Raw genomic sequence first — 15,771 nt, 5'->3', positions numbered from 1 at the left:
CATCCATTTACCGTAAGCTTTCGTTTGGAATGATCTGGTCCGGGGTACGCACATGCCCCGCACATGATTGATCTATTTAGGAGTAGCCCCGCACGCATGCCCAGCCAGAGTGAAGTGAAGTGGTCGCAACTGAAGGTGGGCATTGTGGTCATGGTGTCGCTATCCCTGTTGATCGCGCTCCTCTTCTTTATGACCAGCGCGCAGGGACTGGGCTTGTTCTCTCGCAAGCTGACCCTCTACACCTACTTTGAAAATGCCGCGGGCGTGAAGGAAGGCGCCGCCGTCAACCTGCAGGGCGTCACCATCGGCACCGTCAAATCCGTCAACGTGGTGCATGACCCCAAGCGCAAGCTGACACCCATCCAGGTGGTCATGCGTATCGACGGTAAGTTCCAGCCAGACCTGCATTTGGACACGCGTGCATCGCTCTCCACCGTGGGTGTGCTCGGCGACACGGTGATTGATCTGAATAGCCAGACTGCCAATGGTCCCATGGTGGAGGATCATGCGGAGCTGAAAACGCTGGAGACCCCGAACCTGCAGGACGTGGTGAAATCCAGCCAGGGCACCATTGAAAGCCTGAACGTTATCCTGGCCAAGCTGGATCGCATCGTGGACAAGATCGCCTCCGGTCAGGGTTCCGTCGGCGGACTCATCTACGACGACACGCTCTACAAGCGCGCCAACGCCACCATTGAAGAACTGCACACGCTGGAAGTGAATCTGAACAACGGCAAGGGGTCCGTCGGCAAGCTGCTGCATGACGATGACGTCTATAACAACCTGGACCAGGCCACAGCCAAACTGAACAGAATTGTGGATGACCTGGCTGCTGGCAAAGGTTCCGCAGGTAAGCTGCTGCATGACGATGCCCTGTACAACAACCTGAACTCCACACTGGCCCACGCGAACAGCCTGCTGGCTGAGGCCGATCAAGGAAAGGGCGCGCTCGGCCTGCTCGCAAAGGATCCGGCCTTTGCAGGCAAGCTGAACGACACCGTCACCAATCTGAACAGCCTTCTGTCCGGCATCAACAAGGGTGAAGGCACGGCCGGTCTGCTCGTAAAAGATCCTGCGCTGTATCACAACCTGGATAAGCTCGCCGTCGATTCGCAGATGCTGGTGAACACCATCCGCAGCGATCCGAAGAAGTACCTGACCATCCACTTCAAGGTCTTTTAATCAATCGTTCTTTCTGAGAAGAGAGCAACATGTTCGAGTGGATGCATCCGGTCAGGAAGCTTCTCGCCTTGACCATGCTGGTTGCGCCCATCTCGGTCGTTGCAATGGGGCAGACCGCGACCTCCCACGCCAATACAAAACGGCCTTCCTTCGAAGTTGCCTCTGTACGGGCCCACGACCCGGGCGATCGCAGGAACTTCAACAACTTTCAGGCATATCCTGACGGACGATTCACCTCCGACAATAGCTCCCTGTGGATGCTCATCCATTACGCCTTTCAGCTGCAGCCCTACCAGATTTCCGGCGGTCCCGATTGGATCAGATCCGCAGGGTATGACCTGAACGCAAAGCCCGCTGAAGCCCACGACTTCGACGACATCCCTCTCATGCTTCAGGGCGTTCTGGAAGATTGTTTCCAACTCAAATACCACTGGGAGATGAGGGAGCAGCCTGTCTACAACCTTGTGGTTACAAAGCCGGGCAAACTGCGAGAGTCTGTCGTGAAAACAGACTGCCCTCGCCCCTTCTCTCATCCTGAAGGCATTCCCCATGATGCGCCCTGCGGTGACCTGGAGAACCACACCGGCTACACAAAGGGTTACAAGCTGTCGTCCAGCGAGTTCGCAGCAAGCCTATCCTGGCTCTTGTCCAAACCCGTCGTGGACATGACAAACCTGTCGGGACACTACGACGTCGAACTGCGATGGACACCAGAGTCCGCTGCGATTCGTCCAGACATTTCCGAGCAGAACACCCCGGACATCTTTACCGCGATCCAGGAACAGCTTGGCCTCAAGCTGCAACCAGCCAAAGGTCCAGTCCGCCTGCTTGTCATAGACCACGTTGAAAAACCATCTGACAACTAGCAACGATGGCTTAGCGAATGACGATAGATCGGAATGTCAGGGGCGCTCTACGCTCACTGCTCGCTTCCGCTGTCAGGAATAACAATCCCATCCTGTTTTGAATAGATCGGAGTTGACATTTGAGCAGCCCACCTCATCCGATAGAAAATCCCGCAACTACACCATCCTGATCCATCCTCACGCTGAAAGGAATGGAGACTCCTGGTCCAAACAAGATCAGGTAGTCGTACCATTGGTAGCCTCCCTCCAGGCGAGTGTGTCGAAATATCGCGGCAGAAGCTGGTCCATACGGAGAGAGACTCGTCTTAAACTTCTCACCTGAACCGTGGGCAAATTTGTCTTTCAGCCTGGAACTAAAGTGCATGTAGTTCGCCCCTGTTTGGAGCTCACGGAATGCGGCACCGGCCGCCTGTGTCACCAGGCTGTTCTCTTCCGTTGCCGGTTTCAGGGCATTGGCTGCGATAGAGGGATAAAGATCCGCAAAGACGATGTTGGTGAGTGTCTCTCCGGCTTCGGGGGTCTTGTCGCCTGAGTTGGTCAGCGCAATGATTCGCGTATCTTGTTCGGGAAAATACTCATCGGCTGCGGTGAACCCCTGCGCTCCGCCCGTATGACCAACTCTCGGTTGTCCATACATCGAATCCACAAAGAGTCCAAAACCATAATCGGCGCTTCCATTCTTCGTGGTCATAAAGGCGGTTGTCATCTCGCGATAACTAGCCGGTGAAACAACCTTTCCACCGTGCAGTGCTGCATCCCAGCGGCTGAGATCCTCCGGGGTGCTGATCAGGAAGCCAGCGGACGACCCCCAACTGGGGTCGATGAACGGAGCGATTGCCTGCACTCCGTTCTCATGGCGATATCCAATCGCCATGTTGGGGAGATGGCTCTCATCGGCTGTTGTAAAAGTGTTCCTCATTCCGAGAGGGTTCAGGATGCGCTGCTGGATGTAATCCCGATATGGCTCACCGGAAACCACCTCAATCACCTTGCCAAGCAAGAGATACCCCGTGTTGGAGTAGGACCACTGGCTGCCTGGCGGGAAGTCCAAAGGCATGGCAGCCACGCGTGAGAGCAGATCATGGTAGCTGATGGGAAGAGCAGCAAGGCGATCAATCTCTGCGGGAGGACCGTCAAGATAATCGTGCAACCCGCTGGTATGGGTCAACAGATTTCTGAGCGTCACCTCTTTTGCATGTGGAGCATCCGGTAGATAGACAGACAGTGGATCGTCTAACTTCAGCTTGCCCGCATCACGCAGTTGCAGAATGCTTACCGCCGTAAACTGCTTCGTGATCGAGCCGATCTCGAAGTGTGTATCCATCTGGACAGCCAGATTGTGTTGTATATCGCGTTTTCCGTAGGCATGGGTCCATACGATGCGCCCATGCTCAATAACCATGATGGAGGCACCCGGAACATCGTAACGGGTGATCGCAGTACGGATGTCTTGATCGGCCTTTATCCATCTTGCCGCTGGCCTCTGCAAAGTTTGGGATTGACTGTACCCGGGCAGGAAAAAACAAGTAAGGAACAGGACCAACACTGAAAATCTCATGTACACGCCTCTGCTGAATAATTTAAAATATACTTATATTTTTAATTATTTGGAATGACCTGACGATGCCTAAAAAACATGTCCTTACTCTGGAACAGCTTGAAAGTCTCACGTCTCCCATCCGGCTTGCCATCATTCAGCGGCTTGAAATGGATAAGCAGGCCACGGCGCGCGAGCTCGCTCATCGCATGGGGCGCCCGGCGACAGCTCTTTACCATCACTTGAAGCAGATGGAGAATCTCGGACTGATTCGGGTTGCAGCGGAGCAAAAAGGAACAAGGAGGCCAGAGGCGGTTTACGCTATGGTTGCCAACCAGTTCTCCTCCTCAGAAGCCGTGAAGACGCCGGAAGGCAGGGAAACCTATGGGCGCGCCGGGACACGAGTCGCAGATGCCGGAGCGCGAGCATTTTCCAGTGCCGTGTCGAGCGGTGAGGCGCGATTTACTGGCGCTGAACGAAATGCAATGGTGCGCTTCTTCGTCTTGCGGGCGGACAAGAAAAAGCTTCGTCGCCTGAATGCATTGCTGCAGGAGCTTGAAGAAGAAGCCACTCAATCGTGCGAAGAAGGAGAGGAAATCCAACTCACCGTCTTATTGTCAGCCATCGGAAAATGATGAACGAGACAACTCCCTGGAGCTTTGACTTAGGGAACAGGAAGTCACTGTAACTCGTCCCTACGCACTCACAGCAACCGGCCGCATCCGGGCAAACACCGGCGACAAACCAAAACTGATCACCAGATTCAGCACCAGCGCAGGAATCGCCGCATACATGCTCCACGTCTGTCCGAAAACATGCAGCGGATATACGCCACTGCCCTTGAACTCCAGCGCAATGGCCATCCCCGAACCCCACACCATACCCGCAAGCCAGCCCGCAAACACGGCCCACGGATGCAGCACACGACGCTTCATAAATGCACCGCACACCACTGCGGGAAACAACTGCGTAATCCAGATGCCGCCCAGCAACTGCATCTCAATCGCGTAAGAACCGGGCGTCTCCAGCACAAACGCCAGCGCGCCAAACTTCACCACCAGCGACACGATCTTCGCCTGCGCCGCTTCCTTCTGCGCGGTCATTGGCGTACGCACAAACTCGCCCCACAGGTTGCGCGTGAACAGGTTCGCTGCAGCAATGCTCATGATCGCCGCAGGCACCAGCGCGCCAATGGCAACCGCAGCAAGACAGAATCCCGCGAACCATTCCGGAAAGCCGTTCAGAAACAACAGCGGAATCACTTCCGATTTATCCGCTGCCTTCACACCCGCAGCCAGCGCCACATAACCCAGCAGCGCCAGCAATCCCAGCATCAACGTGTACGCAGGCAGCAGCGCAGCATTCCGTCGCAATGTCTGCGGACCGGATGATGACAACGTCGCCGTTGACGTATGTGGATACAGGATCAGCGCCAGTGCAGACCCAATTGCCAGCGTCGAATACGGCAGCAACTGCCCTGCCTTCAACAGCGTTCCACCGGGAGGCGTATGCTTCGGCAGCTCCGCAGCCGCTACCGCAAAGATATGTCCGAATCCGCCCAGCTTCGATGGCAGCCAGATCACGGCGGCAATCACCATCACGTACAGCATGATGTCCTTGACCACGGCGATGATCGCAGGTGCGCGCAGTCCAGCCGAATACGTGTAGAACGCAAGAATCAGGAACGCAAGAATCAGCGGCCACTCGCCGCGCAACCCCATCGCCGCCAGCGCCACCTTCATGCCCACCAGCTGCAGCGCAATGTACGGCATCAGCGCCAGGATGCCCGTAAGGGCAATCGCCACGGTCAGCGGACGAAACTCAAACCGCCCCTTCACAAAGTCCGCAAACGTCACATAGCCATTGCGATGGCACACTGTCCACAGCTTCGGCAACACCAGCATCATGTACGGATAGATCAGGATGGTGTACGGCACGGCGAAGAAGCCCAGCGCGCCCGCGCCGTACAGCGCCGCAGGAACCGCAATCACGGTATAGGCCGTATAAACGTCGCCACCCAGCAGAAACCACGTGATCAGCGTGCCAAATGAGCGCCCGCCCAGCCCCCACTCCTCCAGCGAGTGCAGGCCCTCTTTCGGACGCCGCCATTTCGCGGCAAGAAAACCCGCCACCGTTACCAGCGCAAACGCAACACAAAAAACCGCAAGCGCAACAGGATGCATGTTCCCCGCAGAAGCCGTATTCATGGATAGGCGAATGGTAGCAGGATGGCGGCAACGCCTGCCTGCCGCCCATCCGCGATAGACTGGAAAGAGGTATGCCGCCCATCATCGTCGCACAGCAACTCGGAAAAACTTATCGCAGCGGAAAGATCGAAACGCACGCGCTGCGCGACGCCACCTTCACCATTGATCGTGGCGAGTTTGTCGCCATCGTCGGGCCCTCGGGTTCCGGCAAATCAACGCTCTTCTACCTCCTTGGCGGCCTCACACGCGCCACCGGCGGCTCCGTCACCATTGACGGTGTAGACTTCAGTTCCCTCTCCGACGCGGAGCGCACCCGCCGACGTGGCCAGAAGATCGGCTTCGTCTTCCAGCGTTTCAACCTGCTGCCTACGCTCACCGCGCGCGGCAACATTGAACTGGCACACTCCATTGCGGATACCGGCAAGCTGCTGGATCAGAACCTGCTGCAGCATCTTGCGGAGCTTCTCCGCATTGAGACACGCTTAGACAACCGTCCCAGCGAACTTTCCGGCGGCGAGCAGCAGCGCGTGGCCATTGCCCGCGCTCTCATCACCCGCCCCGCCATCATCCTGGCCGACGAACCCACCGGCAACCTGGACACGGAAAACAGCGAAACCGTACTCGAAATGCTGCGCCACGCTTCCAAGGAGCTGGGCCAGACCGTGCTGATGATCACGCACAACCCGGAAGCCGCAGCTATCGCTGATCGCACGCTCTACGTACGTGATGGCCGCATGCACGATGCACCGCCACCACCACGCGAATCGCGCAAATCGCTCATCGGCAGCCTGCTCGCGGGTTAAGCGACAAACATCGTTATCGAAGAGAGGTGCCTCGGGTTTGCGAAACTACCTGGGGCATCGCGTTTTGCGCGATCATACGATCGAAGACCGTCATCCTGAACGAAGCGAAGCGGAGCTGAAGGACCTACATTCTTCCCACGCACCAGCAAGCCTAAACACAGTGACAGCCACAAACCCGGGTGCCCCAGGTTCGCGAAGCTAACCTGGGCATCGCGCAAAAGCGCGATCATACGATCGAAGATCGTCATTCTGAGCGCAGCGAAGAATCCCGACGCGTCATCCCGCAACGACACGTCCGACCTCTTCCAGCCACCAATCCTGAAACAGCTTCGCGAAGGCGAAGCTCATACGGTCAAAGACCGTCATCCTGAACGAAGCGAAGCGTAGCTGAAGAACCTACATTCTTCCCACGCACCAGCAAGCCTAAACACAGTGACAGCCACAAACCCGGGTGCCCCAGGTTCGCGAAGCTAACCTGGGCATCGCGCAAAAGCGCGATCATACGATCAAAGATCGTCATCTTTCGGAAGGGCAGGGCTTCAGCCCTGCCGTAGAGTCGCAAGAAGAAGTGCGGCTTCAGCCGCTGAGGGAATGCTCCCACAGCGTCGAAAAACTCTTCGCAATTCATACCATGTCTCAGGCTGGCACTTGACGCCCGTTGTTGCGTGAACCTACGGTGTGACGGTACATAATTTCCCACCTGGAGTATTCCGTTGCGCCGTGCATCGTTCGCTATCCGTCTGCCCCTTGCGCTCACTGCCGTCCTTCTCGCCGCAGCCTCAGCAAACGCACAAAGCGCCCCGGCAACACCGCAGGCTGGCCCCAACATGACATCGGCCACCGCCACCACACCGCCGGCCAGGCCGGAAGACGTGGCAGGTATTCCCGTCAACTACGACGAGAGTAAAGTCGGCACCTACACGCTTCCAGACGCGCTGAAAATGGCCGACGGCACACCCGTTCGCGACATCAAGACGTGGGAAACAAAACGTCGCCCGGAAATCGTCCGCATCTTTGAAACCCAGCAGTTCGGCATTGCCCCGGGCAAGCCAGCAGGTGAAAATTTCGAGGTCTTCGATAAAGGGACGCCTGCCCTCAACGGCAAGGCCATCCGCAAACAGGTCGTCATCTGGCTGAACAAGGAAAAGACCGGCCCACAGATCAACCTCGTCGAATACCTTCCCGCAACAAAAGTCGCCGCAAAGAAGCGTGCCCCCATGCTGCTCAGCATCAACTTCGGCGCGCCGCAGATGGCCTTTGACGATCCCGGCATCCGTCCTGTTGAGGTGTGGAATCCGAAGACCGGCAAGCGCGAAATGCCCACGCGCGCCTTCGGCAAACTGAACGCGGACATCTTTCTTGACGCAGGCATCGGCATCGCCACCTTCTATTACGGCGACATCGACCCCGACTATCCCGCTGGCGTTCCCGATGGCATTCGCGCCACAAACATCAAGAACAACGACGACCGACCCGGTGACGCGTGGGGCTCCATCGCCGCGTGGGCATGGGGCATGAGCCGCGTACAGGATTACTTCGAAACGGACAAAGACATCGACGCGAAGCGGGTCGCCGTTCACGGCATCTCACGTCTTGGTAAAACCGCACTCTGGGCGGGCGCGCATGACCAACGATTCGCCGCTGTGATTGCAAGCTGTGGTGGCGAAGGTGGAGGTGCGCTGAGCCATCGCAACTACGGTGAAACCATCGCGCACATGACCGCACCCAGCCGCTATCCGTATCAATTCGCAAAGAACTGGGCCAACTACGCGGGCTTCCCGGACACGGCACCGATGGACGCCAACATGCTCGTCGCATTGGTTGCACCGCGTCCGTTGCTGCTGCAAACCGGCAACATCGACTTTTGGAGTGACCCCAAAGGCGAGTTCCTCGCCGCTGTCGCCGCAGGCCCCGTCTATCGCCTCTACGGCAAGCAGGACCTCGGCACAGATGTATTACCTGCAGCAGGCGTTCCCATCCTGCATGACCTGAGTTACGAGATGCACAACGGCGGCCACGGCATGGTGCCTTCCGACTGGCCTGTCTACGTGGACTTCCTGAAGATGAACCTGCACCCGGAACGTTAAGAGCCAGATCATAAGCCCGCGCAGAGATTCAGCATGGATGCCCCAGGTTCGCAAAGCTAACCCGGACACCGCGCAAAGCGCGATCATACGCACGCAGTGCGTCAGCGAAGCTCCAACGAACGAAGTTCGTCATCCTGAGCGAAGCCGAAGGACCTGCATTCCTCTCACCCCATGAGAATGCCTCACGGAAGTCCTTCGAGGCTTCACGTACAACAAGTTAGCTTATTTAACTAACTTGTTCCCAACAATCTCATCCCCACCCTGCAGCACGATGCGGGAAACGCCATCCCGCGTCTGCGGAAAGATCACTGCGGCCATACGTCCACCAGTCAAAGAGCGATGCAGTGCCGCCGTAGCAGGGTTAATGCTTTGCGTATCCAGCGCCACACCCAGCGTTGTTCCCAATGCAAACGTCATCGGTTTGCGATTCACCTTCACGGCAACCAACAAGCTTACTGCTTCGTGAAACGTAAGACACTGCACACCGGCAACACTCTTCGCAGCATCGCAGCCCTGCGCCTCCATGCTCACAGACACACGCTGCAACGTCGCGTCTTCCCTGCCCATCAGCAAAATCGGTGGGCGCTGCGCCGACGTTCCCGCTGTCAGATTCTGCAACAGCAGCCGCAGATGTGTCGCATTCTGCGTGAGCCGATCCAGGGCGAAGATCTCATCGGGCCGCTCCTTCATATGCAGCGTCTCCGCACGCACCTGCTTCAGCCGCGCGCCATCGTCCGTGGCAACCACTTCATAATCCGCCTGCAACGACTGCAATTCACGCCGTCCCTTGCGCTCACCCAGAACACTGCGTTCCACCTGCAACACCATCCCCGGTTGCAAATCGGCAATCCCTTCGCCGCTGAATCCATAACGCAACACCAACGCTTCATCCGCGGGAACAGGGATGGCATCGGCAATCGTCTGTTGCAGCGAAGTCGTGCTCCATCCCGCATGAAAGCATCCTGCACGTCTGCGTTCTGCAAGCTGCGCAACAAACGCGCTCCACTCCACGCGAAGCTGCGATGCCGTATCCGCCACCTGCCATCCCTGCACGCTGGGGCTCGTCACGGTCCACTGTGATGCACCTGCAACAGCAGGAGGCTGCAGCGAAAAAACCTTACCCGAAACCGAACAATCCGCACCGGACGCCGCACCCAGCGCAATCATCGTCCGCACCGTCAACTGCTGCGAGGTGCCCGCAGTGGAAGTCAACACAGGATAGCCAGCAGCTTCCATCAAATGAATCGAGGGCGCATCCACGCGATGCGCGGCGCTGCATCCCATAAGAGCAATACAGACCGCCGCCATCGCTACAGAGAAGGAACAACGGTTCATGGTGCCAATGTGAAGTTCACGTTGATGGTAGTATCCACCGCTGTCGGCTTGCCATTCAGCAGGTATGGCTTATACATCCACTGCCGCACGGCATCGATGGAAGACTTCGACAACGCATTATCCGGCGAACTAACCACTGCAACCTGTTCCACCTTGCCGTTCTCATCAATGATCGCGTGCAATACCACTTCGCCCTGAATCTTCGCTTCCTTCGCGGAAGCCGGATACACGGGCGTCACCTTGGTCAGCGTATTTCCCGCCATCACGCTTGCGGGTACCTTCCTTGGCTTTTCGCTTTCCTGCAAGGCCACAACAAGCACCGGCGATTCCAGCTTCGCAATCATCAACGGGCTTTGCTCCAGCTCTACATGCGGTTGCACTTGCAACGCCCGCAACTTCACGTCCATTCGCGGCTTCTGCCCGTCCAGCTTGATCCGAGTTAGCTGCGTATCCAGCCCTTTCAGTTGGACCTTAGCTCGATCCTCACTTTCGAACTGCGCATCGGCATCGATACGGATCATCACTTTGGAAGGCGTACTCTCAGCCGCCAACTCAGACTGCGCCGTGCGAAGTATCTGCTGCGCCGTCGCAATTTTGCTGCGATCTACATCGCTGTTGGCTTTCGTCTCTGCTTCATGCAACCGATGGCTTGCATCCAGAAGTTGCTTCTGCACGTGATGCCCGCTGGCCAACGCGGGGCCACGGTCGTCTACAGTCACCACCGCATGTGCCTGTACTGTTGCGTCCTTCTGTTGTGCTGCCAGCGCAGGCTGCACCTGGATCATGCACGCTGCCGCCACTCCTGTTGCAGCAATAGCCGCACCTGCAAGTCCGCGCATCAAGCGAGTATTCCCACTTGCTCTTCCGTCTTTCATCATGGACTGCATACGTTCCTCCATGGCGCCTCTTGCGCCGAAAAGTTCGAGGCCTGCCGTCGCAGACCGTGGTGATAACAACGACTGTCCGTCGCGAACGGAAGCCGCGCTTGCAACATCGAACAACCCCAAACCAATGCCCGCAGGCCACACAGGCGCAGACGTCATGCGTTCCGCCACGCACAACAACGCATCTGCGTAACGTGAAGCCGATCCCATATGCCTCACCGCATCGGCATCACATGCCATCTCGCGCGTCTGCCCTATGCGCAACGCAATCCACTTCGTAACGGGATGAAACCGCAAAGGCAGCAACATCGCAGAACAGGCAGCGTGGCAAAGAGGATCGCGACGGCGAAGATGCGACAGCTCATGCGCCAGGACCGCCTCCACTTCCTCGGCACTCATCGCTGCCGCGGTCCTCGGCAACAGAAGCGTTGGCCGCATCACACCCGCAAGTAATGGGCCGGCAATTTCCTCGCTCAACGCAACATGCGGAACAGGACACGCCATCGCAGCACATTGCTCCTGCATTGCTACGACAAAATTCTGTGGAATCTCACCTTTCGCGTTGCGAACCAGTACACGTCCGCGACGCAGCGCAACTGCAAATCGAAAACATGCCATCGCCAGCAACACAAGATATCCAAGCGCAATGCCGCGCGCCACACGCGGTGGCAACGCGAAGGCAAACGGCTTCACACCATCCGTCCACGTAAAGTGGCGATGCCACATACGCATCCACGCAGAATCACGTTCCATCGCAGAAACAGGTTGCACAGTATCTGCTGTGCTGTAATTCACCGTGACCGCGGCACCCTCTGCCTGTACGCGTGCCGTGCGATATCCCTGCCACGTCGCCATCATCGGCACACTCACGCACAGCAGCAGTGTGCCGATCCAAAGCGCATGGGCAACACGTACCGAAGGCCGCCCGATACGCACTGCCATCCACGCTGCCGACGCCAACAATGGCAGTTGCCACACCACATGCAGCACAAAGGCAGCAATCGCCTGGTCAACGACACCCGGCGCGCTCATCCCCGTGCCTCTTTCGCATCTTCACGTTCCGCCGTCTGCAGAGCCTTACGCGCACGCTGCAGATCGTCCGCGTCCACATGCCCTGCATCCACCATCGCCAGCAGCATGGCCTGCGCATCGCCCGCAAACATGCGCTTCAACAGATCGCCAATGGCGGAACCCGCCGCGCGCTCACGGCTCACCGTCGCACGATAGCGATACGCACGCCCCTCTGCCGTGCGCTTCACGCGCCCCTTGCGCAGCAGCACCTGCAGCATCGTGCCCACGGTGTTGTAAGCCAGGTTTCCATTCAGCAGGGGCACAATCTCCGCGGCCGTGCTGGGGCCCTGGCTCCACAGCACCTGCATAATTTCCAGTTCCAGCGGCGTGAGTGCGGTCTTATCAGAAGCGGCGGCGGACATTTGCGTTCATTCCTCCTAAATCTTTAGGAGTAAGAATGCGCCTGTCCGCCGCCGCGTGTCAACTAAAAGTTTAGGAGTAATCGTACTCTTATTACCAGAGCACGCCGTGAACCGGTTCCGCTGCTGCAGGCAAGGAACGCTCCCCCAAAGACTGCCGCAGATTGATCTCGATCGTTCTGCACATGGATGTCAGCGGAATATCGTAGATCGTATTGTTGAAAGGATCCTCCAGGTCGCGCCCGATCTTATCCAGCGCGATAAAGATGAAACCCACAATCGTAGAGCCGAGCGGTGTAAACCAGCCCATGTTCTGCACCAGCCCCAGAGGCAGCAGAAGACAGAATATCTTCACAAACAACTGGGGATAGAAATCGTACTGCTTCGGCATCGGCGTGTTCTTGATGCGCTCTGAAGCACCCTGAAGATCGATCAGATCATTCAGCGTTCCGTCCAGAGATGACCACTGTAGACTGTCAACCCAATCGTTCTCCAGCACTCTCCTCGCCAGGTCGCCTTGCCACAACTGGAGCGTGAAGGCGACATTCTTTTGCTCCTTCAGCTCCATCAGGTCATCTTCTGTCAGTACACCATGCAGCTCATCCAGCGGAGGAAGACCACGCAACTGCTGCCGTAGAGCATGCACCCACGCAATCTGCAGATACACCATCCGTACCTGCATCGTACGGACAGCCTCCCGCTCCGCCTCTTTCTGAGGTGCAATGGCCGTGAGCACTTGACGTGCCCACGACCTGGAGTTGTTTACGATACCGCCCCAGATGGTGCGTGCTTCCCACCATCGGCCATAGCTGCTGTTATTGCGAAACGCAACAATCAGACCGATGGAAGATCCCAGCAACGCCAGCGGGAGGTGTGGCAAAGCCACCCAATCCCAATGCGCTACTTTGTAAAGCAGAACAATGACACCGTCCCAGAGAAACAACAGCAAAAGCGGCATGCCCACATATTCCAGCAGTCGTCGAAGCTGCGGCGCGTGAGGAACGATCAAGCAATGGCCTCCTGGGCTACGGATTCTCGAACAGACAGAAAGCGGTTCGCCGCCTCGTCGTAAATGCGCACGTCACCGTGGCCAATGTCGTAGACCCATCCGGACAACGTTAAATCACCGCGCGCAATCGCTCCGGCCACTGAAGGATGCGTGCGCAGATGCTGCAACTGCAGCAAAACATTCTGCTCCGTCATCGTATGCACCGAAGGTTGTGCTCCGTCCAGGGTCTGCGCCACGCGCTTGGCGGCGTCCGCATTGCGAAGCCAGCTCTTCACCGTGGGCATCGTATCCAGTGCACCCTCTCCTGCAAGAATACCCTTCATGGCGCCGCAATCCGTATGACCGCAAACCACCGCGTGGCTCACCTTCAGCGCATCCACGGCATACTCGATCACGGCAGATACACCTCCCATCATCTCGCCATACGCGGGCACCATGTTGCCCACATTGCGTGCGACAAAAATCTCACCCGGACCGCTCTGGGTCAATGCCTCCGGATCAATGCGTGAATCCGCGCATGTAATCAGCAGCGTATGCGGCTTCTGCGGGTGCGCCACGGCGTATTCGTACTCTTCGCGGCGTGCCGGGTACACCTCACTTTGAAACTGCAGAATGCCTTGCTTCAGCTTCCCCAGCGTTTCATTGCTCTTGGTCATTCATCCATCTCCTGCGGAAAGTATCCAGTGTGTTTTGTACGCATGAACTCACTCAACGGAAGCAAAATTTGCTTTCAGGCAGCGGTCTCTGTGCGCTTACCGGACGCTGATGCTTTTCTCATGAAAGCATACGTTTGGTTGCAACACTTCCACCTGTTTTGCCCTCTAAGTGCGCAACGGCCACGGACTTATCCTTTCACGGAAAGAACAGGGTGATGCAATTTTTCACGGCTACGTTGTACGGGAGACAATGGCAACATGGTAGACGTTTCGATATCCGGCGCGAAGAAAAACATGACGGACGATCTTCTGAGCAGGCGCCGATTTCTGAGTTGTGCAGGCATCGCCGGAGCAGCAGCGATCACCGTTGGATGCGGCGACCCAACACCCTACGTCGATGCAGCAACCCAACCGGAAATCGATACGCTGAACTTCGCCCTGAACATTGAGTATCTGCAGGCCACGCTGTATTCCTACGTCGTCACCGGCAAGGATCTGGACAGTTCCCTGACGGGCGGTGGCCCTGCGCCTACAGGTGCTCCTGCGCAGTTGACCTTCCCCAACCAGCAGATCGCCGACCTCTTCGCTGAAATTTATTTTGATGAGACTGCCCATGTCTCTGCGTTACGAACCGCCATCGGCAGTGGCCTTGCCATCGCACGACCGCAACTCAATCTTTCTGCCATCACGGCCATCAATGCCTCCAACATCATTCCCATCGCCCGCCTGCTGGAGGACGTCGGTGTAACGGCCTACGCAGGCATCATGGCAAGGCTCAGCAGCACAAACTCCACTGCGCTGGCCCAGATGCTTGCTGCAGAGGGCTTCCATGCTGGCGCGCTGCGCCTCGTCGCCATCCAGCAGAATTCCGGCTATCCCAGCAGTCTTCCTGGTTATGTTCCGGCGGACGGCTACGACATCAAGCCGGGCGATCCCGGCACCGTAGCGCTCGCCCAGCAAGGTCCCACAACGGCGGCTGGCGGTTTCTTTAACACCGCAGCCAACGGCGTTCCCGGCCAGACCAACACCTTCAATGGCTTCGCCTACCAGCGTTCCACGTCGCAGACACTGGCCATTCTGTACAACAACACCGCCACCGGCACCACCAAGGGCGCGTTCTTCCCCAACGGAGTGAACGGCAACATTACCACCGTGTAACAAAAATCGGCTCCTTCGCCCATTTTCTGCTGCAATCTATGCGGCCTCCGTTGCTATGCTTGAGGATGTGCGTACCTCCGCCCTTCTTCTCCTCTCTGCCGTTGCCCTCGTCCCCCTGACCGGTTGCCACAGCAAGCCCGCCTCCGCGGCAGAAGCCAGCCGTGAAGCCGTTTCGCAGGCGAACGATGCGCGCCGCGACCTGGCGCAGATTCCGCCGCCCTCCAAGACCCTGTACATGTCCGTGAGTTCCATCTCCGGCTGGCAGAACCCTTCGCTCACCGTGCAGGAAAAGATGATCACACTCCACGTGCTCATGCCGGATGCCAACCCCAGCGATCTGGGTAAGGGCACCATGCTGCGCCCGGAGGCCGCACGACGCCAGATCCTGAACATTGATCCCACCAATCTGGCGGAGGCACTTAACGCGATTCCCAAGGAAGCATGGCCCTACGGCCGCGTCGTCGCCATTGAAGAAGCGCATGACGCACCGGAAGCAGCCCGCCACCAGCTTCGCATCAACATGGAAAAAGCCATGGACACGCTGAGCTCCATCGGCGTCGTCGCCGACGAGTGGAATAACGGTCGCCCCATCGGCGTCCGTTAAACAGGCGTTTTAA

General features: G+C 57.6%; 14 protein-coding genes. 7 read left to right on the top strand and 7 right to left on the bottom strand.

What is annotated here, in order from left to right; genetic code table 11:
- Positions 1–96 precede the first annotated feature (96 nt).
- The gene (locus AB6729_RS17325; RefSeq protein ID WP_371082912.1) at positions 97–1,182 is read left to right on the top strand and encodes an MlaD family protein; all 1,086 of its coding nucleotides are present in this window, start codon (positions 97–99) and stop codon (positions 1,180–1,182) included.
- A 29-nt stretch (positions 1,183–1,211) separates the two neighbouring features.
- A complete protein-coding gene (locus AB6729_RS17320; protein ID WP_371082911.1) occupies positions 1,212–2,048 on the top strand; it encodes a TIGR03435 family protein in 837 nt (278 codons plus the stop codon).
- 133 nt (positions 2,049–2,181) lie between these two features.
- Here AB6729_RS17320 and AB6729_RS17315 read toward each other — a convergent pair whose 3' ends face one another.
- Positions 2,182–3,606 carry a serine hydrolase domain-containing protein gene (locus tag AB6729_RS17315; protein WP_371082910.1) on the bottom strand — a complete coding sequence of 475 codons (1,425 nt, stop codon included), beginning with the start codon at positions 3,604–3,606 and terminating at the stop codon, positions 2,182–2,184.
- Between the two features lie 65 nt (positions 3,607–3,671).
- Between AB6729_RS17315 and AB6729_RS17310 the strand changes: the two genes are divergently transcribed.
- Positions 3,672–4,220: a helix-turn-helix domain-containing protein gene (locus AB6729_RS17310; RefSeq protein WP_371082909.1), complete on the top strand. Its 549-nt coding sequence runs from the start codon at positions 3,672–3,674 to the stop codon at positions 4,218–4,220.
- A 60-nt stretch (positions 4,221–4,280) separates the two neighbouring features.
- Here AB6729_RS17310 and mctP read toward each other — a convergent pair whose 3' ends face one another.
- Positions 4,281–5,768 (bottom strand): monocarboxylate uptake permease MctP, encoded by a 1,488-nt coding sequence (gene mctP, locus AB6729_RS17305; protein WP_371082908.1) that lies wholly within the window; start codon positions 5,766–5,768, stop codon positions 4,281–4,283.
- 95 nt (positions 5,769–5,863) lie between these two features.
- Here mctP and AB6729_RS17300 point away from each other — a divergent pair, with 95 nt between their 5' ends.
- Complete coding sequence (locus AB6729_RS17300; RefSeq protein WP_371082907.1) at positions 5,864–6,595, top strand: ABC transporter ATP-binding protein; 732 nt, start codon at positions 5,864–5,866, stop codon at positions 6,593–6,595.
- 713 nt (positions 6,596–7,308) lie between these two features.
- Positions 7,309–8,682 (top strand): alpha/beta hydrolase family protein, encoded by a 1,374-nt coding sequence (locus tag AB6729_RS17295; protein ID WP_371082906.1) that lies wholly within the window; start codon positions 7,309–7,311, stop codon positions 8,680–8,682.
- Positions 8,683–8,904: 222 nt separating this feature from the next.
- Here the strand turns inward: AB6729_RS17295 and AB6729_RS17290 are convergent, their stop codons facing one another.
- From AB6729_RS17290 to AB6729_RS17270, 5 genes are all read right to left on the bottom strand, one after another.
- Positions 8,905–10,017, bottom strand: coding sequence for a hypothetical protein (locus AB6729_RS17290; protein ID WP_371082905.1), 1,113 nt, complete (start codon positions 10,015–10,017; stop codon positions 8,905–8,907).
- A complete protein-coding gene (locus AB6729_RS17285; protein WP_371082904.1) occupies positions 10,014–11,933 on the bottom strand; it encodes a M56 family metallopeptidase in 1,920 nt (639 codons plus the stop codon). The genes AB6729_RS17290 and AB6729_RS17285 overlap by 4 nt, the downstream gene beginning before the upstream one ends.
- A complete protein-coding gene (locus AB6729_RS17280; RefSeq protein ID WP_371082903.1) occupies positions 11,930–12,334 on the bottom strand; it encodes a BlaI/MecI/CopY family transcriptional regulator in 405 nt (134 codons plus the stop codon). The genes AB6729_RS17285 and AB6729_RS17280 overlap by 4 nt, the downstream gene beginning before the upstream one ends.
- A 91-nt stretch (positions 12,335–12,425) precedes the next feature.
- The gene (locus AB6729_RS17275) at positions 12,426–13,340 is read right to left on the bottom strand and encodes a bestrophin family protein (protein ID WP_371082902.1); all 915 of its coding nucleotides are present in this window, start codon (positions 13,338–13,340) and stop codon (positions 12,426–12,428) included.
- Entirely contained in the window at positions 13,337–13,996 is a 660-nt protein-coding gene (locus tag AB6729_RS17270) for a carbonic anhydrase (protein WP_371082901.1), read from the bottom strand. Before AB6729_RS17270 ends, AB6729_RS17275 begins: the two co-directional genes overlap by 4 nt.
- Positions 13,997–14,254: 258 nt before the next feature.
- On the opposite strand from AB6729_RS17270, the gene AB6729_RS17265 reads away from it, so the two are divergent.
- Together AB6729_RS17265 and AB6729_RS17260 are read left to right on the top strand one after the other, a co-directional pair.
- Positions 14,255–15,154 carry a ferritin-like domain-containing protein gene (locus AB6729_RS17265; protein ID WP_371082900.1) on the top strand — a complete coding sequence of 300 codons (900 nt, stop codon included), beginning with the start codon at positions 14,255–14,257 and terminating at the stop codon, positions 15,152–15,154.
- Positions 15,155–15,221: 67 nt separating this feature from the next.
- Entirely contained in the window at positions 15,222–15,758 is a 537-nt protein-coding gene (locus AB6729_RS17260) for a hypothetical protein (RefSeq protein ID WP_371082899.1), read from the top strand.
- Positions 15,759–15,771: the final 13 nt, after the last annotated feature.

It is taken from the genome of Terriglobus sp. RCC_193, assembly GCF_041355105.1.
In the GTDB taxonomy this organism is placed as follows: domain Bacteria; phylum Acidobacteriota; class Terriglobia; order Terriglobales; family Acidobacteriaceae; genus Terriglobus.
This window is presented reverse-complemented; position numbering and strand designations above follow the sequence as displayed.